Here is a 26,675-nt window from a genome sequence, read left to right on the forward strand (position 1 = left end):
TACTCGAGCGCCCTTTACGTTATTGCTTACTTATTAGCCAACTTTCTTTACTCGCCCATCAAGTACAGGAAGTTGTGTGACCTTTCCGGCGGCCATATCTGCCTTCAGTGCATCTACAAATACATCAAGTAGCGCTCCGTAGACCTTCGCCTTTGCAGGTGAGAACACTTCCAGATATCCATCTCCACCGTAAATGATGAAGTCAAGAGTTGTAAGTGTGTATTCCTTGCTGTCTTTAGCAATTGCAGTTCCATCAAGCTTTGTTACTTCAACGATTCGGCTACCTACTGGCTTTGAAGAATCGAATGAGAACTTGATACCTGAAACTTGTGGGAAGCGACCATCGGCTGGATAGTTTCCGCCAACGCCATTCTCCAGCGCCTTCCAAAGATTTGTGCCTGTAACAACAGTTGTTGCTACCTGGTTACCGAATGGGTAAACAGTTAACGCATCACCAAGAGTTACATCCAGTGGACCAGAGCCTGTGCGAACAAGTGCTGTGTTAGCTGGGATGTAGGTCTTGGCTGGGAATGTATCGCGGATACCGCCACCATTTGTGATTGCGATATCTGTCTTGTACTTAGCGCGTAGCAAGTCAGCGATGTAATTACCCATTGGGTTCTCACCTGAACGTTCAACCGCTGGAGTACCTCCGCGTGGGAATACTGCGGATACTTGACCGATCTTTACATCAAGCTTTCCTGTTAGTTGATCTTTGTACTTCTTAACTAGCGCAGCACCTGCTGTGTCCTGAGTTGTTACAGTACTTACAACTCCAGTGTTTATCGTTGGCGCCGCAGCCTTTAGTACGTGCTGCAATGAAGATCCAACAACTTTGCCAGCCTTTAAGCAGATCTGTGATCGTGTGTACTCAACGCCTGCGTTACGCGTTTGGCCAAGTAGTACCGGTGTAGCATTACGAGCTGTCGAAGGAATCAAGGTTGAGAAAGTTTGGTGGCTGTGGCCACCGTAAATAGCATCTGCACCCTTAATCTCTGCAGCAAGGTTGTTGTAAAGACCCTTCGCTACGCCATCTGAGTTCTCAGTCCAACCCTGGTGGATCAAAACTGCCACTACTTCTGCACCTGCGGCGCGGGCTTCGGCTACAGCCTTATTGATTCCAGCCACGCCTGGTTCGATTTGAATCGTCTTCTTAGCGCCTGCTGAATCCTTGTAATCCAGGTTACCTGGGAAAACTTGTTCAATTGTTTCAGGTGTATTTGCTCCGACTACGCCAATCTTTACGCCACCGCGTTCAATGATTGTGTATGCCTTTGCTTCTTTGGTACCTGACTTAAGAACCTTTAGTGACTCATCACCATAGTTTGCAGTGACCCACTGGAAAGTTGATGCGCCAATTACTTTCTGAACGTGCTCAAGGTTGCGGTCGTGTTCGTGATTACCAAACGCTGAAACATCGAGCTTGATTAGGTTTAGAGATTCGATGGTCGACATCTCTTCAAACTCAGTTGAAATAGGTGGCGCTGCACCGATGTTGTCACCTGAAGACAGCGCAACAGTTGCTGCAGATGCCTTGCGGTCTGCATCCCAGTTGCTAGCGAGCAGCGCTGTACCAAATGAGTTACCAACTTCGATTGCACCGTGTAAATCACTTAGCTGAAGTAATTGCACATTCTTATTGCTAGATGATGCAACCTTCGCCAATTGAGCAGCGGTGTAGCTAGTTGTTGATGCAGTTGGTTTAGAGAAACCGTAAGCATTTACTGCCTGAACAACTGGAGTACCTGCAGGTTGACCAACAACGACCGGCATCAAGACGATATTGCCGCGCTTCTTTGCTGGAACAAAGACTGGACATGATCCGGCGCCAGCCGAAACAACATATCCAGTAACTGCTGGAGTTACATCGTCAGCGGGCGTCCAACGAACGACTATGCCTGTTGAGCCGAATTTAGAAGTGACAGATGTCGGTGCATTTGGCAGCGAGTATGTTGCCGCTTGTGCTGTGGGTACTAGTAATGAAACCAATAGGGATGTGGCTAGAGCTATAGAGCCCAAGCCGAGAATTTTGCTAAATTTAATATTCATGGGCAAATTTAAGTACCAGTTACGGTTTTTTATGCAGTGGAATGGTTACAAAATAGTGGCTATTAGGTTAACTTTTTGCGATTCGAATTAACTCATCCCTATTAACGACCTTCAGGCGGGGTTTGCCCAACGGCTCTCCCGCCGCTACTTCAGCGGCATTAATTGCCTCCCAATGGGACTGCGAAATGACTTTGGTCGCGGGCAAAATATCTGCGATATCGCCACCGTTTTTTGCACCCTTTAAATCTTCAACTAATAACTTCATGACATCTGCAGCATCTGATTTATTTGTGCCAATTACACCTGATGGTCCGCGCTTTGCCCACCCAACTACGTACATGCCTTCATTTACGCGGCCCTCGTTATTTACAACTTTCCCGCGCTCGTAAGGAATGCCAGGGATGCTCGCTGCTTCATAGCCAATTGCAGTGATAACTAACCCGCAGTTAATACTAAATCTCTCATCACTGCCGGTTTTTTGGAAAATAACTTCTTCCACTTTTCCATTTCCTTTAAATTCAACAGGTGTAGCAAGGAATTGAAACTTCATTGTGCGGTCGTGGTTTGTCGCCTCTTTTTCAGAGATCAACAACATCGCATCAAGATTGCTCTTGGTGTCTTTCTCGATCTCATCCCCTGCTCGAGAAATCGCGGCTTCGATATCCGAATTAGCCATCAAAACGTTGGTGTGCTCTAACTTCGGAAGTTCGCGAAGTTCAGGAGATGTAAAGGCAGCATGTTCTGGTCCGCGGCGAGCGCTAATCACAACTTCGCGGATCGTAGATTCTTTGAGCACTGCAATCGCGTGATCTGCAGTATCTGTCGGATCTAATTCACTTGGTTCAAGCGCCAACATACGCGCCACATCCATGGCAACGTTTCCGGCACCGATAACAACTGCAGTGGTGCAATTTAAATCAATCTTGAAATCTGCAAAGTCTGGGTGTGCGTTATACCAAGGTACAAAGTGAGCCGCAGAGATTGACCCTGGTAAATCTTCGCCCGGGATCCCGAGCTTCTTGCCCACTGCTGAACCTGTTGCGATAACCACCGCGTCATACATCTCATTTAACTGCTCGATTGAAACATCAGTACCGAGCTCAACGTTGCCGAACAAACGGAAGTTTCCAGCGGTTGCGATTTTTTCAAATACCTTTGCAACAGTCTTAATCTTTGGGTGATCTGGGGCAACGCCACTGCGAACTAAGCCCCATGGGGTTGGCAGGCGTTCGATCATGTCGATAGAAAACTGCAGATCATCGGTCTGCAGATTTTGAAGTGCTTGTGCTGCAAAGTAGCCGGCTGGACCTGCACCGACGATTGCTACTTTGTAGTTTTGCATGTGCCTATTCTATTCATGGCTACTGGCATCTCTGTACAATTTTAAGGTTTTTATGTACACTTTATTTATGAAGTCATTTCCCTTAACCGATGCTCGTCGTGAGTTGCCCACACTCGTGGATAAATCAGCGAAAGAGCCAATTCTTATCACTCGCCATGGTGAGGAAGCTGCAGTGCTGCTCTCTCCTTCGCTTTACGAAAAAATGCTTGACGCCATGGAAGAACTTGAAGATATCGCCGCCTACGATGCCGCCAAAGCGCGACGTGAAGATTCAACGCTTTGGCAAGATGCACGTAAGGAACTTGGCTTGGTTTGAGCGAGTTCACCTTAAGAATCGAAAAAACCCCACGCAAGTTTCTGAAAACGTTAAATCTCAGCGATAAACGACGGATCGACATCGCCCTTTCTTTGCTTTCGGAGAACCCAATCCCTCCTAAGGCTAAGAAGCTTTCAGGGAGAAATGGCTACAGAATAAGGGTCGGAGACTTTCGAATAATCTATGAAATCCAGAAAAGCATCCTTGTAGTTCTTGTAATCGATATTGGCCACCGGCGCGAAATTTATAGAAAGTGAAAGATTCCAGAAAGTGAATTTATATCGTTTACACATTAGCGCTAATTAGCAAGGCGCCCCCTATAGAGATAAAGCAAGGCTTCTTAAATTAATGTTGGTTCCTTGAAAACTTACCGAAAGTCCTTTTGGCCCGATGGATACAGATTTAACTTTTAAGCCCGCTGGAACCCTTAAGTCCTTTACAGTTCGACTCTTGATTTGCTCCTGAATGTCTGCGGGAAGCGATGAGGCTGGAATTGGACTGCCCATTATCGAAACACTTTTTATCTGTAAGTAAATCTGATTGTTTGAATACTGCGGAACTATTAATGCTTTACCAAGCCCACCTGCTCCAACTGATATTTGCAAAGCATTATCAACTATTTCCGCATCGTTGAAACCAGATTCAGCTAGTAGCTGTGAAATAGCGACTGTTGTTTTGATTTCCAAAGATCCGATCCGCGTGGATGAAGATTTACTAATTTCTTTCGCAGAAATTTCTATTGAGGATTTTCTGCCACTGCTCTTCAACGTGTAGTCAGCAATATCGATTTTTACCTCTTTGATTAAATCTGAGTTTAAGATACTCGGCAAATCTGTTAGAGGCACAGAGGCGCTTATTCCTGAGGCGCTTGGAAGCTGTTGTTGTACACGGGATTCAATCTTTGATGAGACAGCACTTTCGGCGGCTAAAGCTGCGGTGCCTAATAGAACTAAGACAGTTGTTGCAACGATTACGGCAGATTTTTTACGCTTCATTCGCGGGAGACTACACAAGTTAGATGAAGAATCCCTGAGAGCGGAGACGAGGAGATTTGAACTCCTGAAGGGTTTAACCCCTTACCTCGTTAGCAGTGAGGCGCACTCGACCGGGCTATGCGACGTCTCCAAGTACAGGTGTGAGTTTACAGGTAGATGACTACCGCGTGAAACGCTTCTCCTGCATCAAGGCATCCCAGATAACCGCCTGTGCGGCCAACGCATCTTGCGAGTTCTGAGCCTGATTTAGGGCTGCGATATCAACGCGATCACAGACTTCTTCAAGGTAGGTAATGATTTCAATACTGCGAGTTAGCGCGCGCACTGGATCTTCGCGGAATGGGAATTGATCAAGTAACACTGGATCAGTCCAATTGATGCTGCGAAGTGCCAACATATATTCGATAGTTTCAAATAAGTGGACTGATGCAACAGGTAGATCATCATCCCAGCCGCGCCAGTTATCGTTTAGCTCAGCGCTAACTAACTTGCCGTGGCGATGGATAAGCAGAAGTGATTCAGCTGGTGTCTCTTGCGCCATCAGTGAATGACCAAAGTCCATCACGATTCCGACGTTATCAACTTTCATCTCGCTGATTGCAAGAAGGGTTTTAGCCGCTGTTGCCAGAGTCATTCGTACGCGCGGTTCTTTGCATTTATATTCAATCGCAAACTGCACCTTAGGGTTTTCATTTGCCAGATCGCGGATACCGTTGATGGTGTAGTCCCAGATTTGCAGGTAATTTGCTTGCAGTGGGAAATCAAAACCATCTTGGCCGGGCCAGAATTTTACGTAAGTTGCGCCAAGTATTTCTGCTGCAGCAATTGCTTCGCGAACACGATCTTTAGTTTGTGAACGAAGTTTGGTATCTGGGTTGGTAAATGAACCCTTTACATATTCGCGCATGTAGATATGTGGAGTTGTCGCGCGGCAGATAAGTCCGTTGTCATCGAGCATCTTCTTGATCTCAATTGCGGTGCGCTCTGGAATATCAAATGGCACATTTATATCGAGGTGCTTTAGGCCAGGTACCTTGGCGGCATCTTCAATCATCTGCTGGCTGGTGCGCGTTGGGCCGTAACCGTCTCCGGCATAGCGATCAACAAATTGGCCAAAGGCCCAGATGCCTGCTCCGTAAGTTAGTTTTCCCATTTCCGCGCCTTCTTTCTTCGTTGTTGTTGAAATCTTACGAGTTAAAACAGTTGGTGAATAGGGCTTTAGCGATCTTTCATGCGTGATGCAGCCAAGGCTTTTCGCCATGTTTTAAGGGCTTTTTCGCGCTCTTCATCAGAAAGGTGCGGTGAATACTCATCGTATTTAAGTTCAATCTTTTCGATATCTGTAATGGTGGCAAGGCCGGCACCTAATGCGGCAACCATCGCTGCACCAAAGGCGGAGAGTTCAAGTAGTTGTGAAGATTTAATTTTCTTTCCGCTTAGATCGGCGAGCATCTGCATTAAGTATTGATTGCGCGCTCCACCACCATCGGCATAAAGCGAATCTATTTTGATTCCAGATTTAGCAAAATCTTCGAGGACATCGTTTATTTGAGCAGCGGTTGATCTAAGTGCGGCTGCTGCAAGATCTGCGCGGCTGCTACCTCGGGTTAGCCCTGCGATGATTCCAGTTGCTTCACGATCCCACCAAGGCGCACCAAGACCGTTAAAGGCAGGAACTATTTCAACCTGCTGTGTTGATTCGGGTGCAAGTTTGGCAAGTTCATCGGGGGTTGTATCGAGCAGTTGTGCCAACCAAACCAGAGTCGAGCCAGATGAAAGAATATTTGCCTCTGCAGCTCGAGTTATCTTCTCTCCAAGTGACCAGGCAATTGTTTGTGGATTTGTCTCGGTAAGACCCATGAGCGATGTACCAGTGCCGAAAGTTGCTTTGAAGTTACCGGAGATCCAACCTTTGTGAGCAAAAAGCGCGGCGTGCGAATCTCCCATAATGCCCGAAAGCGGTACATCGTTAGTTAGGCCGAGCTCTTTCATATTTGTGCAGAGGTGTTTCTCATCTGAAGAGCAAACCTTTGGCAAAGTTTTTATATCTATCTTGAAGAGATCGAGAAGTTCTTGGCTCCACTGACCAGTTTTGATATCCAGCAACTGGGTTCGGCTAGCGCTACCTGATTCGATGATGTGGCCGGCGCCTAATTTGAATGCGATCCATGAATCAATAGTTCCGATACAGATTTCCCCGTTGAGGTTTTGGTTCTCTAACAACCATTGAGCTTTAAGCGCTGAGAACATGGAGTCTAGTTCAAGCCCAGTTATCTCCTTCGCGCGGGCAGCGTTTTTCGCTGATTTTTCCGCTAAATCAGAGGCTCTGCGATCCTGCCAAGTGATCACATTGGTGAGCGCCGTGCCAGTTGTGCGATCCCAGAAGAGAACTGATTCGCGTTGAATACTTAAGCCAACTGCTGAAATTTTATGAGCTTTCGTTATTTGAAGTGATGCTGCAATAACCGAGCGCCAAATTTCTTCGGGATCTTGTTCAACCCAACCAGGTTGCGGAAAAGTTGTTTCAATCTTTACCTCTGCTTGGGCAAGAACTTCGCCCTTTAAATTAATGGCTAGAGCCTTGGTGGAACCACTGCCTTGATCGATAGCCAGAATTATTGGCGAGCTATTTTCCATGCTTTAAGAGTTCTCGAGCAGAGGCAACGATTGAATCTGCAGTAAGTCCGTAATGTTCAAGAAGATAAGAAACTGAACCAGTTGGTGCAAAGGTATCTGTGCCAAGTAATTTCATAGCAACTGGATGGTTCTGGACCACAAACTCGGCGATTGCTCCGCCGACGCCACCACGAGTAACCGATTCTTCTGCGGTGATTATTGCTTTTGTTTCTTTCGCTGCAAGAAGGATTTCAGTGGTATCAAGTGGTGAAACAGTTGAAAGGTTTATCACACGAGCAGAAATACCTTCACTCTTTAATAGGTGGGCTGCGGCAACTGCGCGTGAGACCAGTGTGCCCGTTGCAATAATTGTTATGTCGTTGCCATCGATGATGCGCATCGCTTTATTCGGGACAAATGCTGGGCTCTGTCCTTGCGATACTGATGGAACTTTAAATCGGCCAATTCGCATAAAGACTGGGCCGGTTGTATTTGCCGCCCAGGTCACTTTGGCAAGTTCATCGGGGGTTGTATCGAGCAGTTGTGCCAACCAAACCAGAGTCGAGCCAGATGAAAGAATATTTGCCTCTGCAGCTCGAGTTATCTTCTCTCCAAGTGACCAGGCAATTGTTTGTGGATTTGTCTCGGTAAGACCCATGAGCGATGTACCAGTGCCGAAAGTTGCTTTGAAGTTACCGGAGATCCAACCTTTGTGAGCAAAAAGCGCGGCGTGCGAATCTCCCATAATGCCCGAAAGCGGTACATCGTTAGTTAGGCCGAGCTCTTTCATATTTGTGCAGAGGTGTTTCTCATCTGAAGAGCAAACCTTTGGCAAAGTTTTTATATCTATCTTGAAGAGATCGAGAAGTTCTTGGCTCCACTGACCAGTTTTGATATCCAGCAACTGGGTTCGGCTAGCGCTACCTGATTCGATGATGTGGCCGGCGCCTAATTTGAATGCGATCCATGAATCAATAGTTCCGATACAGATTTCCCCGTTGAGGTTTTGGTTCTCTAACAACCATTGAGCTTTAAGCGCTGAGAACATGGAGTCTAGTTCAAGCCCAGTTATCTCCTTCGCGCGGGCAGCGTTTTTCGCTGATTTTTCCGCTAAATCAGAGGCTCTGCGATCCTGCCAAGTGATCACATTGGTGAGCGCCGTGCCAGTTGTGCGATCCCAGAAGAGAACTGATTCGCGTTGAATACTTAAGCCAACTGCTGAAATTTTATGAGCTTTCGTTATTTGAAGTGATGCTGCAATAACCGAGCGCCAAATTTCTTCGGGATCTTGTTCAACCCAACCAGGTTGCGGAAAAGTTGTTTCAATCTTTACCTCTGCTTGGGCAAGAACTTCGCCCTTTAAATTAATGGCTAGAGCCTTGGTGGAACCACTGCCTTGATCGATAGCCAGAATTATTGGCGAGCTATTTTCCATGCTTTAAGAGTTCTCGAGCAGAGGCAACGATTGAATCTGCAGTAAGTCCGTAATGTTCAAGAAGATAAGAAACTGAACCAGTTGGTGCAAAGGTATCTGTGCCAAGTAATTTCATAGCAACTGGATGGTTCTGGACCACAAACTCGGCGATTGCTCCGCCGACGCCACCACGAGTAACCGATTCTTCTGCGGTGATTATTGCTTTTGTTTCTTTCGCTGCAAGAAGGATTTCAGTGGTATCAAGTGGTGAAACAGTTGAAAGGTTTATCACACGAGCAGAAATACCTTCACTCTTTAATAGGTGGGCTGCGGCAACTGCGCGTGAGACCAGTGTGCCCGTTGCAATAATTGTTATGTCGTTGCCATCGATGATGCGCATCGCTTTATTCGGGACAAATGCTGGGCTCTGTCCTTGCGATACTGATGGAACTTTAAATCGGCCAATTCGCATAAAGACTGGGCCGGTTGTATTTGCCGCCCAGGTCACAGCTTCTTTAGTCTGTGCTTCATCAGCAGGTAGAACAATTGGAAGTGAATCAAGTGCGCGCATCCAAGCAATATCTTCAATTGAATGATGTGTTGGTCCGAGTTCGCCGTAAGAAACTCCGGGGCTCATGCCGCAGAGCTTTACATTTGTGCGGGTATAGACCACATCGGCTTTGATCTGCTCGAGTGCACGACCCGTTAAAAACGGGGATGCGGCACATACAAATGGCGTAAATCCAGCGTTTGCTAGGCCAGCGGCAACGCCAACCATGTTCTGTTCTGCGATACCGACATCGATTAAACGATCAGGAAATAGATCGCGGAACTCGCCTAAGTTGCTCGAACCAACTGAGTCATTACAGACAACAACGATTTTAGGATTTTCATTTGCCAGCGCAATCAAAGTCTTGGCAAAGATAATGCGGTTATCGAACTCTTCTAACTTTTCGCTCATTGCTTGCCTACCTGCTCGAGCGCTTGTTCATATTGTTCAGCCGATGGAACTTTATGATGCCACTCAGCCTTACCTTCCATAAAGTCCACGCCCTTACCTTTTGTGGTCTGCGCGATTATGACTCTTGGTTTGGTCTGTGGGTCAGTGAAAGCTTTAAGAAGTGCATCGTAGTTATGTCCGTCGACTACACAGACTTCCCAACCAAAGGCTTCAAATTTCTTATCTAGCGGATCAAGTTCGTTTGTCTTTGAAGTTGGACTTCCCTGCTGGAAACCGTTGCGATCCACGACTGCAATAAGATTTGTAAGTTTGCGATGGCCAGCAAACATCGCTGCTTCCCAGTTGCTTCCCTCTTGAAGTTCGCCATCTCCCATGATTACAAAGGAGCGCGACCCATTCTTTGCAAGCTGTGCACCAATAGCAGTACCAACCGCGATTGGAAAACCGTGGCCAAGTGGACCGGTATTTGATTCAACGCCCGGAACTTTGTTGCGGTTAGGGTGGCCATTTAACTTACTTAACGGTTGTGCAAAAGTCTTTAGCTCTTCAACTGGAAAGAATCCACGTAGCGCCAGAGTTGAGTAAAGCGCAACAGCGGCATGGCCTTTGCTTAAAATCAATCGATCGCGGTCGGCTTTATTTGGTTCTTTAGGATCAACGTTAAGAACTGCACCGAAGAGAGTTGCCAAGATATCGGTAACTGAAAAATCTCCGCCGATATGGCCCATGCCTGCACCTTTAATTGTGTGCAGAATTTGTAGGCGGATTTCGCGCGCTAAATCAGCAATTTCCCGCGTAGCCATCGACATAGTGTCTTAACCCTACGGCTAATGCGGGCAAGGTCAATACCATTATCAAATAGTTACAAAGTAATTCTTCTTATGTACTCTAAGTCTTATGAATGAGAAGGTTGAAGCCCCAGAAGTAAAGAATGCGCGTCCATACGATGTTGCACCTCCTGAGCAGTTCGCAGAATTTATGCGCACCGGCTGGGCTCCTTCAAACCTCGAAGGTCTGCAACCACTTGAAGTTGTGACATATGCCTTCACTCGTCGCCAAGTTTTGTCAGAAGCTTTTCCAAATATTCGCTTGGTAATTCCTTCCGGAAATTACAAGACTCGTTCCAATGACACTGAATATGTCTATCGCCCACATAGCGCTTTTGCTTATTACAGCGGCGTGCAAGGCGCCGATGCAGTTGCAGATTCAGTTTTGGTTTTAGAGCCAAAAGCTGAGGGCGGACATGATGCTTATCTTTACTTGCATCCACGTTCTACTCGCGAGAGTGATGCTTTCTACACAGATCGTAAATACGGTGAACTTTGGGTCGGCCGCCATTTCACACTTGAGGAAGCGGCAACTGTTTATCAGATCGAAACTCGCAATGTAGATAACATCGAAGGCTTGCTGCGTTTTAGCAAGGAAACTTTGTTAATCCGCGGTGAAGATGCCTTGATGGATAAGTTGATCTCAGTTCATGCACGCGAAGCTGAGTTCCAGACATTTACATCTGAACAGCGCCTTATAAAAGATGAGTACGAAGTTGGCCAATTGCAGGCCGCTGTTGATTCAACCGGTCGTGGTTTCTCAGATGTAATCGCGGCAATGCCTGCAGCTGCTGATCACCCACGCGGTGAACGTATTGTCGAAGGCGCATTCTTTGGTCGCGCCCGCCTTGAGGGTAACGACATTGGATATACAACTATCGCTGCAGCTGGTTCACATGCCTGCGTGCTGCACTGGATCCGCAATGATGGAGCAGTCCGCAATGGTGAACTCTTGCTTCTTGATGCTGGCGTAGAAATGGATTCGTATTACACCGCCGATATCACGCGTACCTTGCCGGTAAATGGAAAGTTCACGCCTGCACAGCGCGCTCTGTACATGTTGGTCTATGAGGCACAACTCGCGGGTTTTGCTGCGGTTAAGCCAGGAGTTAAATTCTTAGAGATCAACCGCGCAGCGCAACGAGTACTTGCTCAAGGTTTAGTAGATATGGGCGTGCTTACCGTTAGCGCCGAAGAATCAATGAAGCCAGAAGTTGGTCTGCATCGCCGTTGGACTCTGCACGGCGTTAGCCATCATTTAGGTTTGGATGTTCACGATTGCGAACATGCTCGTCAAGATATGTACCGCGATGGTGTGCTGCAGGAAGGAATGGTTCTAACTGTTGAACCAGGTCTTTACATCCAGCCAGATGACGAACTCTTTGCTCCGGAATATCGCGGGATCGGTATTCGTATCGAGGACGATGTCATTGTTACTGCAGATGGTTGCCGCAACTTAAGTGAAGATATTCCGCGCCATCCTGATGCAATTGAAGCTTGGATGGCTTCAATCCTCGGTTAATTAACCAGCTATCTGTAAACCTAGGTAAGCGGCAGCTAAGCCAAAGCCGAGTGACATAACTAAGTTAATTGTTATCTCGCGATAGCGCTTTAACTCAAACCCTAGGTAAATATCTAGCATAAAGGTTGACCAAGTTGTAAATGCGCCTGCAAAGCCAACGGCCAATAAATCGTAAAGGGTTTCAGATTTTGTAAAAGTTAAGCCAATGATAAATGAGCCAATTACATTTACGAGAAAGATTCCGTATGGCTTGTCGGTGTAGCGGCGAATGTATTGATCAATCGCAAAGCGCGCAGGTGCGCCAACTGCGGCGCCAAGAATCACATATAAGGTATTCATCTACGCACCGGAATCAACTTGCGGCTAACTGGCAGAACAATAAGCACGATTAGTAGGCTTAAAACAATGTTTTCAATTAAGAATAGAAATCCACCAGTGATCGGTTCTACAACTTGTACGGTAACTGAAGAGAATGTTGTCATTCCTGCGCAGAATCCGGGCAACAATAGATGCCTAAGTTCTGTAACACCTCGACGTTCCATTAACACCAAGAGCGCGCTAGCAAGAGCTACACCAAGCAAATTGGCGGCGAGTGTTCCGTTGCGATCATCAGGGATCGCAACTGAAAGCCCGAATCTAACTAAGGTTCCTGCTACGCCGCCAATCGCGACAAGTAGCAGTGACTTCATGGTTTAGTTGCGCTTCTCTCGCTTGAGAAGACCGGCGAACATACGAGCTGGATCGTACTTAATATCTACAACGCGCTCCTTCATCGGAATGATTGCGTTATCGGTGATCTTGATGTGCTCTGGGCAAACTTCAGTACAGCACTTGGTGATGTTACACATTCCAAGACCGTGCTCTTCTTGCGCAGTGCGCTTACGGTTTTTCAAGGTATCAAGTGGGTGCATATCAAGTTCTGCAATGCGGATAAAGAATCTTGGGCCAGCAAATGACTTCTTATTCTCTTCATGATCGCGAACTACGTGACAGACATCTTGGCAAAGGAAACATTCGATGCATTTGCGGAACTCTTGTGAACGCTCAACATCGATTTGCTCCATGCGTGCTTCCCCTGGCTTTAGATCTGCAGGTGGTGCATATGCCGGAATCTCCATCGCTTTTTTATAGTTAAAAGAGACATCGGTGACGAGATCTTTAATCACTGGGAATGCACGTAGCGGAGTAACTGTGATTCTTTCTTCATCACCGTAAGCAGCAACTTGTGTCATACATGCAAGGCGTGGCTTACCGTTGATCTCCATTGAACAAGATCCACATTTGCCGGCTTTACAGTTCCAGCGCACTGCCAGATCGCCCATTTGGGTCGCTTGTACGCGGTGAATTACATCGAGGACTACTTCACCATCGTTGGCTTCAACCTGTACATCTTGAAGTCCACCATCAGTTGAGTCTCCTCGCCAGATACGAAGATTTACTATGCGCGCCATTAGTTGGAACCGCCTTTCGCAATTTCTTCCGGTGTCATGTACTTCTTAAGTTCATCGACTTCAAAGAGGTCGAAGAGTTCTTTTGGCATAAATGGCAATTCTTGTTTGCGAACGCTCACTTGGTTGCCATCAAATGATGCGATGTGGTTATGTTGACGCCACTCTGAATCCATACCTGGGAAGTCATCACGTGTATGACCACCGCGTGATTCTTCGCGGCTGATTGCAGACTTGGCGGTGCTCTCTGCAACTAACAACATATTGTCGAGGTCGAATGCCAAGTGAAATCCTGGGTTGAACTTGCGTCCACCAGCAACCGCCACATTTGCACTGCGCTTTCTAATTTCAGAAATCTTTTCGATCGCATCCTTTAGTTCAGCGCCGGTACGGATAATTCCGACCAAGTTATGTGTAACTTCTTGCAGCTCTGCGTGGAGTGAATATGAATTCTCTCCACCGCTACGAGCAAATGGCGCTTCGATGCGCGCTGCTGCAGCTGCAACAGTTGCATCCGATACAGGTGCGGCAGTTGTCTGCTTAACGTAGGCAGCTGCTCCCATTCCGGCGCGGCGACCAAAGACCAAGAGATCTGAAAGTGAGTTACCACCAAGGCGATTTGAACCGTGCATTCCGCCAGCAACTTCACCTGCAGCAAAGAGCCCTGGAACGCCAACTGCTGCTGCAGTATCTGGCTCAACTTCCACGCCACCCATTACGTAGTGACAGGTTGGGCCGACTTCCATCGCCTCTTTTGTAATGTCCACGCCAGCTAGTTCGTAGAACTGGTGCCACATAGATGGCAGGCGCTTCTTAATTACTTCGGCAGATAAACGCTTTGAAACATCTAGGAATACACCGCCGTGTTCGGTGCCGTGCCCTGCTTTAACTTCAGAGTTAATTGCGCGCGCAACTTCATCGCGTGGCAATAACTCTGGTGGGCGGCGGTTATTGTCTTGATCGACATACCAACGATCGGCTTCTTCTTCATTGTCGGCATACTTATCTTTAAATACATCTGGGATGTACTTAAACATAAAGCGCTCACCCTTGTTGTTGGTAAGGATTCCACCTTCACCGCGAACTGATTCAGTAACAAGAATTCCGCGCACCGATGGTGGCCAAACCATTCCGGTTGGGTGGAATTGCAAGAACTCCATATCAACCAAATTAGCGCCCGCCTTTAAGGCAAGGGCATGGCCATCGCCAGTGCCTTCCCAAGAGTTAGAGGTAATTTTGAAAGTCTTTCCGACACCACCTGTTGCAATGATTACTGCAGGTGCTTCGAAGAGAACTTCAGATCCTGATTCGCGCCAGTAACCGTATGCGCCTGCGATCTTGCTATCTTCTTTTAGAATTTCAGTAATTGTTAGTTCTGCAAAAACCTTGATATGTGATTCATATTCGCCATGTTCGCGCTTATCTGCTTGTTGAAGTGCAACGATCTTCTGTTGCATTGTGCGAATAAGTTCTAGGCCGGTACGGTCACCAACGTGTGCAAGTCGTGGATATTCGTGTCCGCCGAAGTTTCGTTGGCTGATCTTTCCTTCTTTGGTGCGATCAAAGAGCGCGCCCCACATTTCAAGTTCCCAGATGCGATCTGGCGATTCTTTGGCGTGAAGTTCTGCCATGCGGAAATGGTTAAGGAACTTTCCACCGCGCATTGTGTCGCGGAAGTGAACCTGCCAGTTATCGTTTGAATTCGCGTTACCCATTGAGGCAGCAGCGCCACCTTCAGCCATAACGGTGTGGGCCTTGCCGAATAGTGATTTACAGATGATTGCTACGCGTAGACCTGATTCGCGAGCTTCTACTGCTGCACGCAGACCTGCACCGCCTGCACCAATTACCAAGACATCGTATTTGTGACGTTCTAGAGCGTTTGTCATATCAGTCGGCATCCCTTAGAAGAAGTAGAAGTTGGTCCAGGCGCCAGTTGCAACTTGGCGGACATAGATATCGGCAAAGGCAACTGCGGCAAGTGAATACCAGGCATATTGCTGATGTGAATGATTTAGTACTGAGACCCAACTCCAAAGCTTGTAACGAACTGGATGTTTAGAGAAGTGCTTTAAACGGCCGCCAATTGTGTGGCGACAGGTGTGGCAAGACAATGAATACATCCAGAGCATTGTTGCGCTCAAGGTAAGAACGATTGAGCCGACGCTCATGTGGCCCCATTCACCTGCTGGGTTCTTAAATGAAATCACTGCGTCGTAAGTAAGGATTACGTTAAATACCAAACCTGCGTAGAAGAACCAACGGTGGGCGTTCTGCAAGATAAGTGGTGCACGAGTTTCGCCTGTGTATTTGCTGTGTGGTTCCGCAACGGCGCATGCAGGTGGTGACAACCAGAAAGCACGGTAGTAAGCCTTGCGGTAGTAGTAACAAGTCATACGGAAACCAAGTGGGAATATCAAAATAATCAACGCTGGTGAAAGTGCGAAGTTAAAAATTTCTGCGCTAACTGGAGTCCAACCAAAAAGCGTTGCTTCAGGTACGCATGCTTCGGAAAGACATGGAGAATAGAAAGGAGAGATCAGGTGATCTTTGTAGTAGTTCGCACCTTCGAATGCGCGGAATGTTGCATAGACAATGAAGCTAAATAAAACTCCAAAGGTAATTGCCGGTTGCAACCACCATTTATCTGTGCGCAGCGTGCGCTCTTTAATCTTGGCGCGTGTTGGAGAAAAGACTCCGGACATTTCTACCCCTTTTTAGCCCATCAATCCTTGGAAGGATTGTTCTTGCTTAAGGAGAAGTGTCCGCTTCTGAGGCAAAACTCGCCAGATGGTTGCCCGCATCGTGGCTATGAAGTCAGCCACAGCGAGAGAAAAATGGCGGAGGGCGTGGGATTTGAACCCACGAAACTTTCGTTTGCCGGTTTTCAAGACCGGTGCACTCGGCCGCTATGCGAGCCCTCCGTGGGAGAGATTACCCGAAGTTGGAAGGCATTAAAAATCGGCGCTAATTACTGGGGTAGTTCGAGCAATCGTTCAATAACGATGGCTACGCCATCTTGGTTATGAGGCGGTGCCACATCTTTGGCATTTGCAGGTCCTGCATGATGTCCATCGATCATTGCATAAGAGCGTCCGGCCCATTGCAACATAGAAAAGTCATTTGGATTATCGCCAAAGGCGACACAATCTTCAGCAGTAATTCCGATGCGCGCTGCCATCATCGCAAGCGTTTCACCTTTGGAAACACCAAGTGCTGAAATTTCAAGTAGTGAATCGTTATTTGCCGAATGCGTAACATTTACAACGCCTTGCAGCGCAGGTGTTGCCAAAGCCAACATTTCATCTGCTGAAATTTCTTGCTGTGAAAGGCGGGCTAATAATTTAAGCGCCGGACGATTTGTAACAGTGTCAATTGTGTCAACGCCAATATCGTCCATGCCAACATCCCAGCGCGGGATATATGCCTTCTCACGGTGGAAGTGATCATTTGATTCAACAGCAAATGAAACATTTGGAATAGTTACGCGCAAGATATCAACTGCTTTTTGAAGTTCAGTTGGCGCAATCATCCACTGTTCTAAAACTTTATCGTTATGCAAATCGTAGAGAAGTCCACCGTTGCAACAAATTGCAGAACCGAAATCAAATGCTTCTCGCACATCGCCCATCCAACGTGGTGGACGGCCGGTGACAAAGAAAATCTCTACGCCGAGATCGCGCGCTTTGGTAAAGGCAGCAATTGTGCGGTGTGAAATCGCTTCATCGTGCGGAACGATCGTTCCATCTAAATCTGTTGCAATTAACTTTGGGCGACGATCGCTCACACAAGCTCAAATCGCTTGGTGCCAAGGAATGGCTGCAACGCAGCAGGAACATTTACTGTGCCATCTGCATTTTGGTGATTTTCCAGAATCGCAACGATCATCCGAGGAATCGCAACCAAGGTGCCATTTAGCGTTGCGACGGCCTTTGTGCCGTCAGCATCTTTATAGCGAATATTTAAGCGGCGGGCTTGGAATTCGGTGCAGTTAGAAGTACTTGTAACTTCGCGATATGCCTTCTGTGTTGGGATCCAAGCTTCGATATCAAATTTACGCGTTGCACTTGATCCAAGATCACCAGATGCCACGTCGATTACGCGGAAAGGGATCTCCATAGCATTTAAGAAATCTTTCTCCCATTGCAGCAAACGCTTATGTTCTTCCTTAGCTTCTTCTGGCTTACAGAAAGAGAACATTTCAACTTTATCGAATTGGTGTACGCGGATAATTCCGCGAGTATCTTTTCCGTAACTACCGGCTTCGCGGCGGAAACAAGTTGAATATCCGGCGTAACGCATCGGCAATTTATCTGCTGGTAGCACTTCATCCATATGGAATGCAGCCAGTGGAACTTCGCTTGTGCCGACTAAGTACGCGTCATCTTTTTCAAGGTGATAAACATTTTCTGCCGCTTGCCCGAGAAAACCGGTGCCTTCCATAGCAGCAGGCTTAACAAGTACTGGTGGAATAACTGGAGTAAATCCGGCCTTTAGCGCGCTTTGAATCGCATAGTTAACAAGTGCAAATTCCAGCATCGCTCCAACGCCGGTTAAATAATATGAACGAGAACCAGAAACTTTTGCACCACGTTCAGTGTCAATTGCGCCAAGTAATTTGCCAAGTTCAACGTGATCTTTTGCTTCGAAACCATCTTTAGTGAAATCACGTGGCGTGCCTACGTGTTCAATGGTTACAAAATCTGCTTCGCCACCGATTGGGGCTTCTGGATCAAGTAAGTTTGAAAGTTGCATAACAAGCGCGTTGGCTTTCGCTTCGATTTCCGCGCGCTTAGCATCGGCAGCTTTTACCTTATCTGCCAGCGCTTTTGCATTCTCTAATAAAGCAGCCTTTTCATCGCCCTTTGCCGCTCCGACTGACTTTGAAAGCGTATTTTGTTCAGCGCGCAGAGTTTCGAATTCGGTAATTGCGGCACGGCGTACATCATCGATAGCAAGCACTTGATCGACGATAGTGACATCTTCGCCACGGCCTTTTTGTGATGCGCGAACTAGATCTGGATTCTCGCGCAGGAGTTTGATATCGATCATGCTTTAACGCACCTCTCGTGGGTAAGAACCTAAGAATCTAATGTCATCACAAATCTCGCGAAGTTCGGCAACGCTGCCGCCGACTGCTTCATCGTTGATATGTCCTTCGACATCAATAATGAAATGGTAGTGACCAAGTTCGCGGCCAGTAGGGCGACTTTGAATAAAAGTTAAATTGACGTTGCGCTTGGCAAATACCTGCAGGATCTCGAGCAGCGCTCCAGCGTGGTCGATATCGATAAAGATCGCCATTGAGGTGCGGTCATCGCCAGTCGGCTCAGGAATCCATCCGGGTTTCTGGGCGGCGATAAAGCGAGTGACTGCTCCATTGTTATCGCCAATATTTTCCGCGCGGATTTCTAAGCCGAAGTGTTCGGCTGCAACGCTTGATGCGATCGCGGCATCGAGTTCGCCTTTACTTACTAACTCGGCGGCGGCAGATGTTGAATTCGTTGGGACAACTTCTGCATGCGGATAATTTTTTGCGATGTAGCTGCGGCACTGTGACTCAGCATGTGGGTGGGTGCCAATTCTCTTAATCTCTGTGGCCCCTGGCTTAGTCATAAGCGCAAAGGTAACCGGCAAAGTAACTTCGCCAGAGATAGTTAAGGGATCTCCTGTTGCGAGTTCATCGAGAGTCCGCGCAACAACGCCTTCGACAGAATTTTCAATTGGGACAAGGGCATAATCAACTTCGCCGGTGCGAACTGCGTTAAGTGCGGCAGTGACATTTGCGTAAGGAATTTTTACATCTGTATCGCAAGTGATCTTATTTAGCGCAGCCTCAGTGAAGGTACCCACTGGACCTAAATAGGCGAATCTATGGCTATCTGCGGCGCTCACTTGCTAAGGATACCTGCTCCATAGCCAATGATTTCCTGTAATTAATTGGAGGCAAGTACCTCACGCGCAAAGGCGGGGCGGTTGGTAATCAAATTATCTACGCCGAGGTGGCGACACAAGATGATGTCGGATGGTTCATCAACGGTCCAAACATTTAACTTCTTACCGGTGGCTTTTATCTTCTGCGCTAGCGCAGGCTTCTTGCGAAGTAGCCCGATACCAGGACCAATTGAGTGAGCAGATGAGTAGCGTGTAGAAAACCACGGGGTGTAATCGTGAAGTAAATAGGTAGTTGAAATCTTGCTATCTAAAGCTTTTATCCGCTCTACTGCAAACCAAGAGAAAGACATAACAGTTATATCAATGTCCGCTTTTTCAATTCGCTTTGCCTCTTTATGTAATTTCTGAACCACATGGCTTTCGATTTCCGTACGTGAAGGAACTGGATGTTTAGTTTCCAGCAATAGAGATTTCTTCTCGGTAATTCCGAAATCAATAAATTGATCAAGTGTGACAATCTGCGGATAGATTGCCAATAACTGCGCATACGTTGATTCGTGAACTACGGCGGCGTTATTTGCGCGGCGCATTAAATCTGCGTCATGCCAAAGAACCGCGACGCCATCTTTAGTTAGGCGCAGATCGCATTCGAAACCATCGGCGCCCTGCTTGACTGCGTTTTCATAGGCGACCATGGTCATCTCAGGAAAGTCATGAGAGGCTCCACGGTGAGCGTAAATCTTCATAGTTCGAGATTAACATCAATACCCCAGTACCAATGGGCTTGGGTAGGCTTAGCGTCATGAAGGCCTTGTACTTCCAATGCGCTGCACGTTCAGCGCTAGGTTTGGTGCGCAACGGTAACGAGGACTCTGCACTTATTGGCGCGCAAGTAATCGCGGTTGCCGATGGAATGGGCGGCCACGCAGGTGGTGAAGTTGCATCCAGTGTTGCGATAAATACGCTTGCAGAAATCGCTCCAACTTTTACTTCCGAAAACATTGACGTTGATTCGGCGAGCGATCTTTATTTGAATTCGCTACATACTATCGATGCGCAGATTCGCGCTGTTGCAAACGATGAACCAGCCCTTTCCGGGATGGGAACAACTCTTACCTCTCTATTCATAAGTGGTACTGAAGTTTCTTTGCTCCATATCGGAGATTCCCGCGCTTATCGTCTGCGTGGAAACACTCTCGAGCAGCTCAGCGCCGACCACACCGTTCTGCAAGAGTTGTTAGATAAAGGCGTAATTTCTGAATCAGAGGCGCAAGTACATCCACAACGCTCAATGCTGACGCAGGCGCTGATGGGTGAGGGAAATCTTGAGCCATCACTTCATGTTTTCGAAGGAAAAGTTCAGGATCGCTACCTATTGTGCAGCGATGGCTTAAGTGGGGTTCTCACTGAGAAAGAGATAAAAACTCTTATCAAGGGTAAAGATGCCGCTGAAGCAGTTGATGCCTTGATTGATGCGACTTATATAAATGGAGCACCAGATAACGTCACGATCGTAATCGCTGATATTGTCGAAGAAAGTTCCACCCAAGTAGAAAAGTTAGGAGCGGCAAAACCATGATGAATAAAATTTTGGGCGGCCGCTACCAACTCGGCGCGATGATCGGCACCGGCGGAATGGCCGATGTCTATATTGCGCAGGATCAACGTTTATCTCGCGAAGTTGCCGTAAAAATTCTGCGGAGTGATCTCGCGAAAGATCCAACCTTCGTTTCGCGCTTTCGTAAAGAAGCGAAAGCTGCCGCTGGTTTAAACCACCCTGGCGTGGTTGCTGTTTATGACTCAGGTGAAGAACCTGCGCCATACATTGTTATGGAACTTGTCTCTGGCCACACCCTTCGCGAGTTAATTCACGGCGGCGAACGTTTGCCACTTGATCGCGCCCTTGAAATCGGCGCTGGAATTTTAGAAGCAGTTGATTACTCACATCAGCGCGGCATCGTTCACCGCGATATCAAACCTGCCAACGTGATGATTACTGATGGTGGCGATGTAAAAGTGATGGATTTCGGAATCGCACGTGCGATGGATGATCTCGGTGCAACCTTAACGAGCACATGGAACGTTGTCGGCACCGCACAATACTTATCTCCTGAACAAGCACTTGGTGAGGTTGCAGATACTCCGACAGATATTTACTCAACTGGTTGTTTGTTATACGAATTACTAACTGGCCGTCCCCCATTTACCGGTGAGACTCCAGTTTCAATCGCCTACCAACATGTTTCAGGTCATTTAACACCGGCTCGACAACTTCAACCTGATCTTCCGGAAAGCGTTGAAGTTATGTTGGAAGTTGCTCTATCTAAGAAACCAGAAGATCGTTATATTTCTGCGCGCGCGATGCTCGAAGATTTAAATAAAATTCGCGCCGGTGAAAGTATTTCAACGAAAGTTGCACGTGGGCCGCTTGTCTCTCGTCGCACCGCTGTTATCTCTGGAATATCTCTTCTGCTAGTTGGCGTTCTTGCAATTGTTGGCCTTTCGCTCAACGGCGGTTCAACTCCTTCGCTAGGCAATGAAATCCCTAACGTAGTTGGCCTTACTGAAGATCAAGCACGGGCCTTGCTAGGTGATTACACAGTCACGGTGCAGCGCGCGCCTGATCCACGGATTCCTAAAGATCGCGTTGCCAGCCAAATTCCACTTGCAACTAGCCAAGCAACAAAGGGTTCTGCCGTAACGCTAACTATCTCTGATGGTCCAGGTGATGCGATCGTTCCCGATGATTTAGTTGGAATGTCATTGATTGATGCGCGGACTTCACTCGCTGCGGCAGGTTTAGTTATCTCTCGAACTGAAGCTGCGCCATCAGATGAACCGCAAGGAACTGTATTAAGTGTGCTTCCTGAACCTGGTTCAACAATTACCGCCGGCACTGGAGTTGTCTTAACTATCGCAAGCGGTGAAGTTGAAGTTCCTAATTTGATTGGCGTTGAAGCGATCCAGGCAAAAACACTTTTGATTCAAGCTGGCTTCTTAGTTCGCGAATTCAATGATTACGATGCAGCGCAAGCCGTTGGCGTTGTTATTAGACAAGCACCTGATGCGGGCACCACTCAAACTATTGGCAAGCCAGTAACAATTACAATTAATAAAGCGCCGTAATTTAAGCGCGCTTACCAACAACTGGAGATAAGCCCACTGACTTTGCGAGCGCGTCATTATCTCCGCATTGTGTTAACCAATTAGCGAGCATTAAATGTCCGTGTTCAGTCAGTACTGATTCGGGATGGAACTGCACGCCTTCAATAGGCAAGGTCTTATGGCGCATCGACATAACAACGCCAGATTCTGTTGCACCTGTAATCTCTAATTCGCTGCTAACCGTGTCGCGTTCTACTGCGAGTGAGTGGTAACGAGTTGCCGTAAATGGTGATGGAAGGCTTGTTAAAACACCTTTTCCTTCATGCAACACTTGTGAAGTTTTTCCATGCAGTAACTCTGGTGCGCGCGAAACAGTTGCGCCAAAAGCCACGCCAATTGCTTGATGTCCTAAGCAGACGCCAAAGAGTGGAATATTTTTATCTGCGCAGTATTTGATCATCGCGATGCTGATGCCGGCTTCTTCTGGGGTGCCAGGCCCGGGAGAGATAAGTACTCCGTCATATTCGCCGGCTTCCTCAACGCTTACTTCGTCATTTCGTTTAACGATGCATTCGGCGCCAAGTTGGCCGAGGTATTGCACCAAGTTAAATACGAACGAGTCGTAGTTATCGATGACGAGGATCCGGGACATGGGGCAATTCTTGCAGGGTTGGCGGGCGGGCAGTTTCCAGATTTGTTCTTTTCAGTGCAGCAGTTTCCAGGATTGGGTTTTCCATGTAGCCTTCTACCTATGCCAAAGTCGAAATTGCGTAAAAAGGTTCAAGAACAGCACGCTCACGAAGAGCAGATCTTTGATGCTGAGCCACACGGCCCAATCGAGAGCCCAAGCTGGCTTGCTCCAGTTATGGTCGCCAACTTCCTGATCGGCCTCTTCTGGATCGTTGTTTTCTACGTAAGCCAGACCACCTACCCAATTCCGGGTATCGGCGCATGGAACATGATTATCGGCTTTAGCTTTATTGGGGTTGGATTCAGCCTCGCAACTAAATGGCGATAGAGCGAAGCGTCATCTAGCTGAATAACCCTCTTTTTTACACCTATTCTCAGTCTTCTCTCAGCCTATGAGAGCATTCTCAAACCATGCCTAAGAGCTCTGAAAACACCAATTACCGAATTCTCGTCGTTGATGATGAATCCAGTATCAGCGATCTAATCTCAACAAGTCTGCGCTTCGTCGGTTTTGAAGTTCGCACTGCTGCGACCGGCTCTGAAGCTTTAACAGTTGCTGAAGAATTCAAACCGCATGCTGTCGTACTCGATGTGATGCTTCCAGATTCAGATGGTTTTGAAGTCTGTCGCCAACTGCGCAGCGAAGGTTTAAATATTGGCGTGCTCTTCTTAACCGCTAAAGATGGCATGGAAGATAAAGTTGCCGGGTTAACAATCGGTGGCGATGATTACATGACCAAACCATTTAGTTTGGAAGAACTTGTTGCGCGTTTGCGTGCCCTGCTTCGCCGTATTGGTGTTGCTGAGATAAATACCGATGATGAAAAGATTCGCTTTGCTGACCTTGAACTAAATGAAGCAACTCATGAGGTTCGTCGCGGCGGCGTTTTACTTGAGATGTCTCCAACTGAATTTCAACTTCTGCGCTACTTATTAATTAACGCCGATCGCGTTGTCTCTAAATCTCAAATTCTTGATCACGTCTGGCAATACGATTTCCGCGGTGATGCCGGAATTGTCGAAACATATATCTCCTACTTACGAAAGAAGATCGATATCTTCGATCCACCACTAATTCATACGGTTCGCGGCGTTGGTTACCGCTTGCGCTTGCCAGCAGCGAAGTAGCATGAGCAATGCCATCGTTCTCTAGTTGGAGTCTGCTCAACCGCCTGACTTTAGGTGTTGTTCTGCTTTCTACACTAGGTGTGGTGGCGTCAGATATCTCTGCTCAATCGCTACTTCGAACTTACTTAACTCAAGAGGTAGATAACGAACTATTAAGTGTCGCTGGTGGTTCTATCCCGCGACTAGAACGTGCGGGAATCGAATCTGATTACGATGATTTCAGCGACAACGAAGCTCGTTCAATGCAGATGCGGCCACTGCGCAGTATCCCAACTTCAACTTCAGTCACTTTGATTGGACCTGCAGGAATAGTTCTAGGCCAAATTGGTGGAGATTTAAATGCCACCGAGATAACTAGTTATTTAACGGCAATTACCCCTGAAAAAGCTTCTGAAAATGGAGATCGCCCGTTCACTATTGAAACTGACGAACATGATTTCCGCGTTCTTTTGCGAACACTTCCTTCTGGTTTAGGAAATGTAGTAATCGCACATTCATTTGAAGATATCGATCGTATTCTCGCTCGCCTGCAAGGTCTCTTTATTCTTATTGGTTTATTCATGATCTTCTTTATCGCACTCGCCTCTCGCAAGATGATTATCGTTGGACTTAAGCCACTGGCAAACGTTGAAGCCACAGCCGAAAGAATTGCTGAAGGAGATCTAACTGCGCGTCTTCCAGATGTAAAACCAAATACTGAAGTCGGGCGCTTGGTCGGTACGCTAAATACAATGTTGGGGCGCATTGAGGAATCTTTCGCTGCGCGTTTAGAGAGCGAAAGTAAGTTACGCCGCTTTGTGGCCGATGCTTCACATGAACTTCGCACACCGATTACCGCTATCCGCGGCTTTGCCGAACTCCATCGTCAGGGAGCGGTTACTGGTGAAGAGAAGACGAAAGAGCTAATCGGTCGTATCGAGAACGAATCTAAGCGGATGGGTTCACTTGTAGAGGATCTACTGCTCTTGGCTCGCCTTGATCAATCGCGGGAAATGAAATCAGATCCGATTAACCTCACACAAATTGTCTCCGATGCAGTTGCATCTGCACGCGCCGCCGGACAAAATCACACCGTCAACTTTAATGAGCAAGCTGAAGAAATTTACGCACTTGGAGATAAGGATCGAATTCATCAAGTTATCGCAAACTTGCTTGCCAATGCGCGTACTCACACACCTGCCGGAACGGTTATAGATGTCTCACTAAAGCAAGATATTGATGGAGTTCGTATTCGAATTGCGGATAACGGTCCTGGTTTAACGGATGCGGATCAAGCGCGAATCTTTGAGCGCTTCTATCGCGCTGATGCTTCGCGTGTTCGCACCGATGGTGAAGGAACAGGTTTAGGACTTTCCATTGTTGATGCGGTTATGCGCGCCCATGCTGGCCAAGTAAGTGTTCAATCCGAAGTCGGAAAAGGTGCTGCATTTACCCTCTTCTTCCCGTTAGGAAGTTAGTTTCCTAACGACTCCATCGCACGCAGAGTTGAAATGCGCTCTTCAATTGGCGGATGGGTAGAGAACATCTTGGAAACTGCTTTGCCATCCAGCGGTGACTCAATCCAGATATGAGCAACTGCATTTGATTTCTGTTGCACGACCGTTGAATCTGCCGCAAGTACTTCAAGTGCTTTGCGAAGACCGGCAGGGTTGCGAGTAAATGAAACAGCAGTGGCATCAGCGAGTGATTCACGACGGCGTGAAATTGCGCTCTTAAGTAGTGTTGCCGCAATTGGCGCCAGGATTAAAACGAATAGTGAAACTACCAACATGATTGGGTTGGCGTTGCTATCGCGATCGCGACGACCACCACCAAACCACATCATGCGCATTAAGAAATCGCTCAAGATCGCAATTGCACCTGCAGTAGTTGCGGCAACTGCAGAAACTAAAGTATCGCGGTTTGCTACGTGCGCCATCTCGTGCGCAATAACGCCTTGCAGTTCATCACGATCCATAACTTCCAAGATGCGAGTTGTAAATGCAATTAACGCATGATCGGGATCGCGCCCTGTTGCAAAAGCGTTTGGCGCAGTGTCGACCACGATTGCAACCTGTGGCATTGGTAGTCCACTTGCGATAACAACTTCTTCAATGACGTTAAAGAGTTCGGGGTTATCTTCGCGCTGAATTAACTTAGCTCCAGTCATCTTTAGAACTAATTTATCTGAGCCGTAATACGAACCCCATACGCCGATCAGTGAAATACCAACTGCAAGTGGCACCATGAAGGTTGATGTGCCGGCGCCGAAGTAAGTTAGCGCTGCATATGCAACTAGACCGGTGAGTAAACCCATTGAGGCAAGAAGGAAATAAGTCTTTCCTTTATTTGTGCTCTGTTGGGCGCGAAAATCGTTTGTTGCCATTG

Annotated in this window: 27 protein-coding genes and 2 tRNA genes; 8 read left to right on the forward strand and 21 right to left on the reverse strand. The window is 47.4% G+C overall.

Annotated elements, in window-relative coordinates; all coding sequences use genetic code 11:
- Positions 1–33 precede the first annotated feature (33 nt).
- Both A1sIIB106_RS06800 and A1sIIB106_RS06805 read right to left on the reverse strand, forming a co-directional pair.
- Entirely contained in the window at positions 34–2,049 is a 2,016-nt protein-coding gene (locus A1sIIB106_RS06800) for a 5'-nucleotidase C-terminal domain-containing protein (RefSeq protein WP_095677776.1), read from the reverse strand.
- Between the two features lie 67 nt (positions 2,050–2,116).
- Positions 2,117–3,391, reverse strand: coding sequence for an FAD-dependent oxidoreductase (locus A1sIIB106_RS06805; protein ID WP_095677777.1), 1,275 nt, complete (start codon positions 3,389–3,391; stop codon positions 2,117–2,119).
- Positions 3,392–3,458: 67 nt separating this feature from the next.
- On the opposite strand from A1sIIB106_RS06805, the gene A1sIIB106_RS06810 reads away from it, so the two are divergent.
- Both A1sIIB106_RS06810 and A1sIIB106_RS07240 read left to right on the forward strand, forming a co-directional pair.
- On the forward strand, positions 3,459–3,707 hold the full coding sequence (locus A1sIIB106_RS06810; RefSeq protein ID WP_190276881.1) for a type II toxin-antitoxin system Phd/YefM family antitoxin: 249 nt from the start codon (positions 3,459–3,461) through the stop codon (positions 3,705–3,707).
- Entirely contained in the window at positions 3,704–3,964 is a 261-nt protein-coding gene (locus tag A1sIIB106_RS07240; protein ID WP_095677779.1) for a type II toxin-antitoxin system RelE family toxin, read from the forward strand. Before A1sIIB106_RS06810 ends, A1sIIB106_RS07240 begins: the two co-directional genes overlap by 4 nt.
- A 60-nt stretch (positions 3,965–4,024) precedes the next feature.
- Here the strand turns inward: A1sIIB106_RS07240 and A1sIIB106_RS06820 are convergent, their stop codons facing one another.
- From A1sIIB106_RS06820 to A1sIIB106_RS06850, 7 genes are all read right to left on the reverse strand, one after another.
- Positions 4,025–4,702 (reverse strand): LmeA family phospholipid-binding protein, encoded by a 678-nt coding sequence (locus A1sIIB106_RS06820; RefSeq protein ID WP_095677780.1) that lies wholly within the window; start codon positions 4,700–4,702, stop codon positions 4,025–4,027.
- A gap of 41 nt (positions 4,703–4,743) precedes the next feature.
- Positions 4,744–4,832 (reverse strand) — tRNA-Ser (locus tag A1sIIB106_RS06825).
- 30 nt (positions 4,833–4,862) lie between these two features.
- Complete coding sequence (locus A1sIIB106_RS06830) at positions 4,863–5,963, reverse strand: sugar phosphate isomerase/epimerase family protein (protein ID WP_095677781.1); 1,101 nt, start codon at positions 5,961–5,963, stop codon at positions 4,863–4,865.
- Positions 5,921–7,339 carry an FGGY family carbohydrate kinase gene (locus tag A1sIIB106_RS06835; RefSeq protein ID WP_095677782.1) on the reverse strand — a complete coding sequence of 473 codons (1,419 nt, stop codon included), beginning with the start codon at positions 7,337–7,339 and terminating at the stop codon, positions 5,921–5,923. Before A1sIIB106_RS06835 ends, A1sIIB106_RS06830 begins: the two co-directional genes overlap by 43 nt.
- Positions 7,329–8,753 carry an FGGY family carbohydrate kinase gene (locus A1sIIB106_RS06840; RefSeq protein WP_095677783.1) on the reverse strand — a complete coding sequence of 475 codons (1,425 nt, stop codon included), beginning with the start codon at positions 8,751–8,753 and terminating at the stop codon, positions 7,329–7,331. Before A1sIIB106_RS06840 ends, A1sIIB106_RS06835 begins: the two co-directional genes overlap by 11 nt.
- Positions 8,743–9,693, reverse strand: coding sequence for a transketolase family protein (locus A1sIIB106_RS06845; protein WP_095677784.1), 951 nt, complete (start codon positions 9,691–9,693; stop codon positions 8,743–8,745). Before A1sIIB106_RS06845 ends, A1sIIB106_RS06840 begins: the two co-directional genes overlap by 11 nt.
- Entirely contained in the window at positions 9,690–10,496 is an 807-nt protein-coding gene (locus tag A1sIIB106_RS06850; protein ID WP_095677894.1) for a transketolase, read from the reverse strand. The genes A1sIIB106_RS06845 and A1sIIB106_RS06850 overlap by 4 nt, the downstream gene beginning before the upstream one ends.
- Before the next feature lie 94 nt (positions 10,497–10,590).
- Here A1sIIB106_RS06850 and A1sIIB106_RS06855 point away from each other — a divergent pair, with 94 nt between their 5' ends.
- The gene (locus A1sIIB106_RS06855; RefSeq protein ID WP_095677785.1) at positions 10,591–12,042 is read left to right on the forward strand and encodes an aminopeptidase P family protein; all 1,452 of its coding nucleotides are present in this window, start codon (positions 10,591–10,593) and stop codon (positions 12,040–12,042) included.
- Here A1sIIB106_RS06855 and A1sIIB106_RS06860 read toward each other — a convergent pair whose 3' ends face one another.
- From A1sIIB106_RS06860 to A1sIIB106_RS06905, 10 genes are all read right to left on the reverse strand, one after another.
- Positions 12,043–12,381, reverse strand: coding sequence for a fluoride efflux transporter FluC (locus tag A1sIIB106_RS06860; protein WP_095677786.1), 339 nt, complete (start codon positions 12,379–12,381; stop codon positions 12,043–12,045).
- The gene (locus A1sIIB106_RS06865) at positions 12,378–12,731 is read right to left on the reverse strand and encodes a fluoride efflux transporter FluC (protein WP_095677787.1); all 354 of its coding nucleotides are present in this window, start codon (positions 12,729–12,731) and stop codon (positions 12,378–12,380) included. Before A1sIIB106_RS06865 ends, A1sIIB106_RS06860 begins: the two co-directional genes overlap by 4 nt.
- Before the next feature lie 3 nt (positions 12,732–12,734).
- Positions 12,735–13,493 carry a succinate dehydrogenase/fumarate reductase iron-sulfur subunit gene (locus tag A1sIIB106_RS06870; RefSeq protein WP_095677788.1) on the reverse strand — a complete coding sequence of 253 codons (759 nt, stop codon included), beginning with the start codon at positions 13,491–13,493 and terminating at the stop codon, positions 12,735–12,737.
- Positions 13,493–15,379 carry a fumarate reductase/succinate dehydrogenase flavoprotein subunit gene (locus A1sIIB106_RS06875; RefSeq protein WP_095677789.1) on the reverse strand — a complete coding sequence of 629 codons (1,887 nt, stop codon included), beginning with the start codon at positions 15,377–15,379 and terminating at the stop codon, positions 13,493–13,495. Before A1sIIB106_RS06875 ends, A1sIIB106_RS06870 begins: the two co-directional genes overlap by 1 nt.
- 15 nt (positions 15,380–15,394) lie before the next feature.
- A complete protein-coding gene (locus A1sIIB106_RS06880) occupies positions 15,395–16,195 on the reverse strand; it encodes a hypothetical protein (protein ID WP_095671732.1) in 801 nt (266 codons plus the stop codon).
- 133 nt (positions 16,196–16,328) lie between these two features.
- Positions 16,329–16,414, reverse strand: a tRNA-Ser gene (locus A1sIIB106_RS06885).
- 47 nt (positions 16,415–16,461) lie between these two features.
- Complete coding sequence (locus A1sIIB106_RS06890; protein ID WP_095671733.1) at positions 16,462–17,277, reverse strand: HAD family hydrolase; 816 nt, start codon at positions 17,275–17,277, stop codon at positions 16,462–16,464.
- Complete coding sequence (gene serS, locus A1sIIB106_RS06895) at positions 17,274–18,542, reverse strand: serine--tRNA ligase (protein WP_095671734.1); 1,269 nt, start codon at positions 18,540–18,542, stop codon at positions 17,274–17,276. The genes A1sIIB106_RS06890 and serS overlap by 4 nt, the downstream gene beginning before the upstream one ends.
- A gap of 3 nt (positions 18,543–18,545) precedes the next feature.
- Positions 18,546–19,385 carry a prephenate dehydratase gene (gene pheA, locus A1sIIB106_RS06900; protein ID WP_095677790.1) on the reverse strand — a complete coding sequence of 280 codons (840 nt, stop codon included), beginning with the start codon at positions 19,383–19,385 and terminating at the stop codon, positions 18,546–18,548.
- A gap of 41 nt (positions 19,386–19,426) precedes the next feature.
- The gene (locus A1sIIB106_RS06905) at positions 19,427–20,131 is read right to left on the reverse strand and encodes a glycerophosphodiester phosphodiesterase (protein ID WP_095677791.1); all 705 of its coding nucleotides are present in this window, start codon (positions 20,129–20,131) and stop codon (positions 19,427–19,429) included.
- A 56-nt stretch (positions 20,132–20,187) separates the two neighbouring features.
- Here A1sIIB106_RS06905 and A1sIIB106_RS06910 point away from each other — a divergent pair, with 56 nt between their 5' ends.
- Positions 20,188–20,964, forward strand: coding sequence for a PP2C family protein-serine/threonine phosphatase (locus A1sIIB106_RS06910; RefSeq protein WP_095671737.1), 777 nt, complete (start codon positions 20,188–20,190; stop codon positions 20,962–20,964).
- A complete protein-coding gene (locus A1sIIB106_RS06915) occupies positions 20,961–22,511 on the forward strand; it encodes a protein kinase domain-containing protein (RefSeq protein ID WP_095677792.1) in 1,551 nt (516 codons plus the stop codon). Before A1sIIB106_RS06910 ends, A1sIIB106_RS06915 begins: the two co-directional genes overlap by 4 nt.
- Before the next feature lies 1 nt (position 22,512).
- Here A1sIIB106_RS06915 and A1sIIB106_RS06920 read toward each other — a convergent pair whose 3' ends face one another.
- The gene (locus A1sIIB106_RS06920; protein WP_095677793.1) at positions 22,513–23,142 is read right to left on the reverse strand and encodes an aminodeoxychorismate/anthranilate synthase component II; all 630 of its coding nucleotides are present in this window, start codon (positions 23,140–23,142) and stop codon (positions 22,513–22,515) included.
- Positions 23,143–23,241: 99 nt separating this feature from the next.
- On the opposite strand from A1sIIB106_RS06920, the gene A1sIIB106_RS06925 reads away from it, so the two are divergent.
- The 3 genes from A1sIIB106_RS06925 to A1sIIB106_RS06935 all read left to right on the forward strand — a co-directional run bounded on the left by A1sIIB106_RS06925 (position 23,242) and on the right by A1sIIB106_RS06935 (position 25,765).
- Complete coding sequence (locus A1sIIB106_RS06925; protein WP_095677895.1) at positions 23,242–23,508, forward strand: cell division protein CrgA; 267 nt, start codon at positions 23,242–23,244, stop codon at positions 23,506–23,508.
- 83 nt (positions 23,509–23,591) lie between these two features.
- Positions 23,592–24,308 carry a response regulator transcription factor gene (locus A1sIIB106_RS06930; protein ID WP_095677794.1) on the forward strand — a complete coding sequence of 239 codons (717 nt, stop codon included), beginning with the start codon at positions 23,592–23,594 and terminating at the stop codon, positions 24,306–24,308.
- Between the two features lie 8 nt (positions 24,309–24,316).
- A complete protein-coding gene (locus A1sIIB106_RS06935; protein WP_095677795.1) occupies positions 24,317–25,765 on the forward strand; it encodes a sensor histidine kinase in 1,449 nt (482 codons plus the stop codon).
- Here the strand turns inward: A1sIIB106_RS06935 and A1sIIB106_RS06940 are convergent.
- Complete coding sequence (locus A1sIIB106_RS06940) at positions 25,762–26,673, reverse strand: M48 family metalloprotease (RefSeq protein WP_095677796.1); 912 nt, start codon at positions 26,671–26,673, stop codon at positions 25,762–25,764. The two genes, A1sIIB106_RS06935 and A1sIIB106_RS06940, sit on opposite strands and share 4 nt — an antisense overlap.
- Positions 26,674–26,675 lie beyond the last annotated feature (2 nt).

The sequence above is a fragment of the Candidatus Planktophila lacus genome (assembly GCF_002288325.1).
Classification (GTDB): domain Bacteria; phylum Actinomycetota; class Actinomycetes; order Nanopelagicales; family Nanopelagicaceae; genus Planktophila; species Planktophila lacus.

Coding starts and splice junctions, on each gene's coding strand:
- A1sIIB106_RS06810 (WP_190276881.1), top strand. CDS start 3,459: ATGAAGTCATTTCCCTTAACCGATGCTCGTCGTGAGTTGCCCACACTC.
- A1sIIB106_RS06830 (WP_095677781.1), bottom strand. CDS start 5,963: ATGGCGAAAAGCCTTGGCTGCATCACGCATGAAAGATCGCTAAAGCCC.
- A1sIIB106_RS06915 (WP_095677792.1), top strand. CDS start 20,961: ATGATGAATAAAATTTTGGGCGGCCGCTACCAACTCGGCGCGATGATC.
- serS (WP_095671734.1), bottom strand. CDS start 18,542: ATGATCGATATCAAACTCCTGCGCGAGAATCCAGATCTAGTTCGCGCA.
- A1sIIB106_RS06800 (WP_095677776.1), bottom strand. CDS start 2,049: ATGAATATTAAATTTAGCAAAATTCTCGGCTTGGGCTCTATAGCTCTA.
- A1sIIB106_RS06925 (WP_095677895.1), top strand. CDS start 23,242: ATGCCAAAGTCGAAATTGCGTAAAAAGGTTCAAGAACAGCACGCTCAC.
- A1sIIB106_RS06910 (WP_095671737.1), top strand. CDS start 20,188: ATGAAGGCCTTGTACTTCCAATGCGCTGCACGTTCAGCGCTAGGTTTG.
- A1sIIB106_RS06805 (WP_095677777.1), bottom strand. CDS start 3,391: ATGCAAAACTACAAAGTAGCAATCGTCGGTGCAGGTCCAGCCGGCTAC.
- A1sIIB106_RS06935 (WP_095677795.1), top strand. CDS start 24,317: ATGCCATCGTTCTCTAGTTGGAGTCTGCTCAACCGCCTGACTTTAGGT.
- A1sIIB106_RS06865 (WP_095677787.1), bottom strand. CDS start 12,731: ATGAAGTCACTGCTACTTGTCGCGATTGGCGGCGTAGCAGGAACCTTA.
- A1sIIB106_RS06870 (WP_095677788.1), bottom strand. CDS start 13,493: ATGGCGCGCATAGTAAATCTTCGTATCTGGCGAGGAGACTCAACTGAT.
- A1sIIB106_RS06860 (WP_095677786.1), bottom strand. CDS start 12,381: ATGAATACCTTATATGTGATTCTTGGCGCCGCAGTTGGCGCACCTGCG.
- A1sIIB106_RS06850 (WP_095677894.1), bottom strand. CDS start 10,496: ATGGCTACGCGGGAAATTGCTGATTTAGCGCGCGAAATCCGCCTACAA.
- A1sIIB106_RS06845 (WP_095677784.1), bottom strand. CDS start 9,693: ATGAGCGAAAAGTTAGAAGAGTTCGATAACCGCATTATCTTTGCCAAG.
- A1sIIB106_RS06820 (WP_095677780.1), bottom strand. CDS start 4,702: ATGAAGCGTAAAAAATCTGCCGTAATCGTTGCAACAACTGTCTTAGTT.
- A1sIIB106_RS06940 (WP_095677796.1), bottom strand. CDS start 26,673: ATGGCAACAAACGATTTTCGCGCCCAACAGAGCACAAATAAAGGAAAG.
- A1sIIB106_RS06880 (WP_095671732.1), bottom strand. CDS start 16,195: ATGTCCGGAGTCTTTTCTCCAACACGCGCCAAGATTAAAGAGCGCACG.
- A1sIIB106_RS06930 (WP_095677794.1), top strand. CDS start 23,592: ATGCCTAAGAGCTCTGAAAACACCAATTACCGAATTCTCGTCGTTGAT.
- A1sIIB106_RS06875 (WP_095677789.1), bottom strand. CDS start 15,379: ATGACAAACGCTCTAGAACGTCACAAATACGATGTCTTGGTAATTGGT.
- A1sIIB106_RS06855 (WP_095677785.1), top strand. CDS start 10,591: ATGAATGAGAAGGTTGAAGCCCCAGAAGTAAAGAATGCGCGTCCATAC.
- A1sIIB106_RS06835 (WP_095677782.1), bottom strand. CDS start 7,339: ATGGAAAATAGCTCGCCAATAATTCTGGCTATCGATCAAGGCAGTGGT.
- A1sIIB106_RS06905 (WP_095677791.1), bottom strand. CDS start 20,131: ATGAAGATTTACGCTCACCGTGGAGCCTCTCATGACTTTCCTGAGATG.
- A1sIIB106_RS06840 (WP_095677783.1), bottom strand. CDS start 8,753: ATGGAAAATAGCTCGCCAATAATTCTGGCTATCGATCAAGGCAGTGGT.
- A1sIIB106_RS06920 (WP_095677793.1), bottom strand. CDS start 23,142: ATGTCCCGGATCCTCGTCATCGATAACTACGACTCGTTCGTATTTAAC.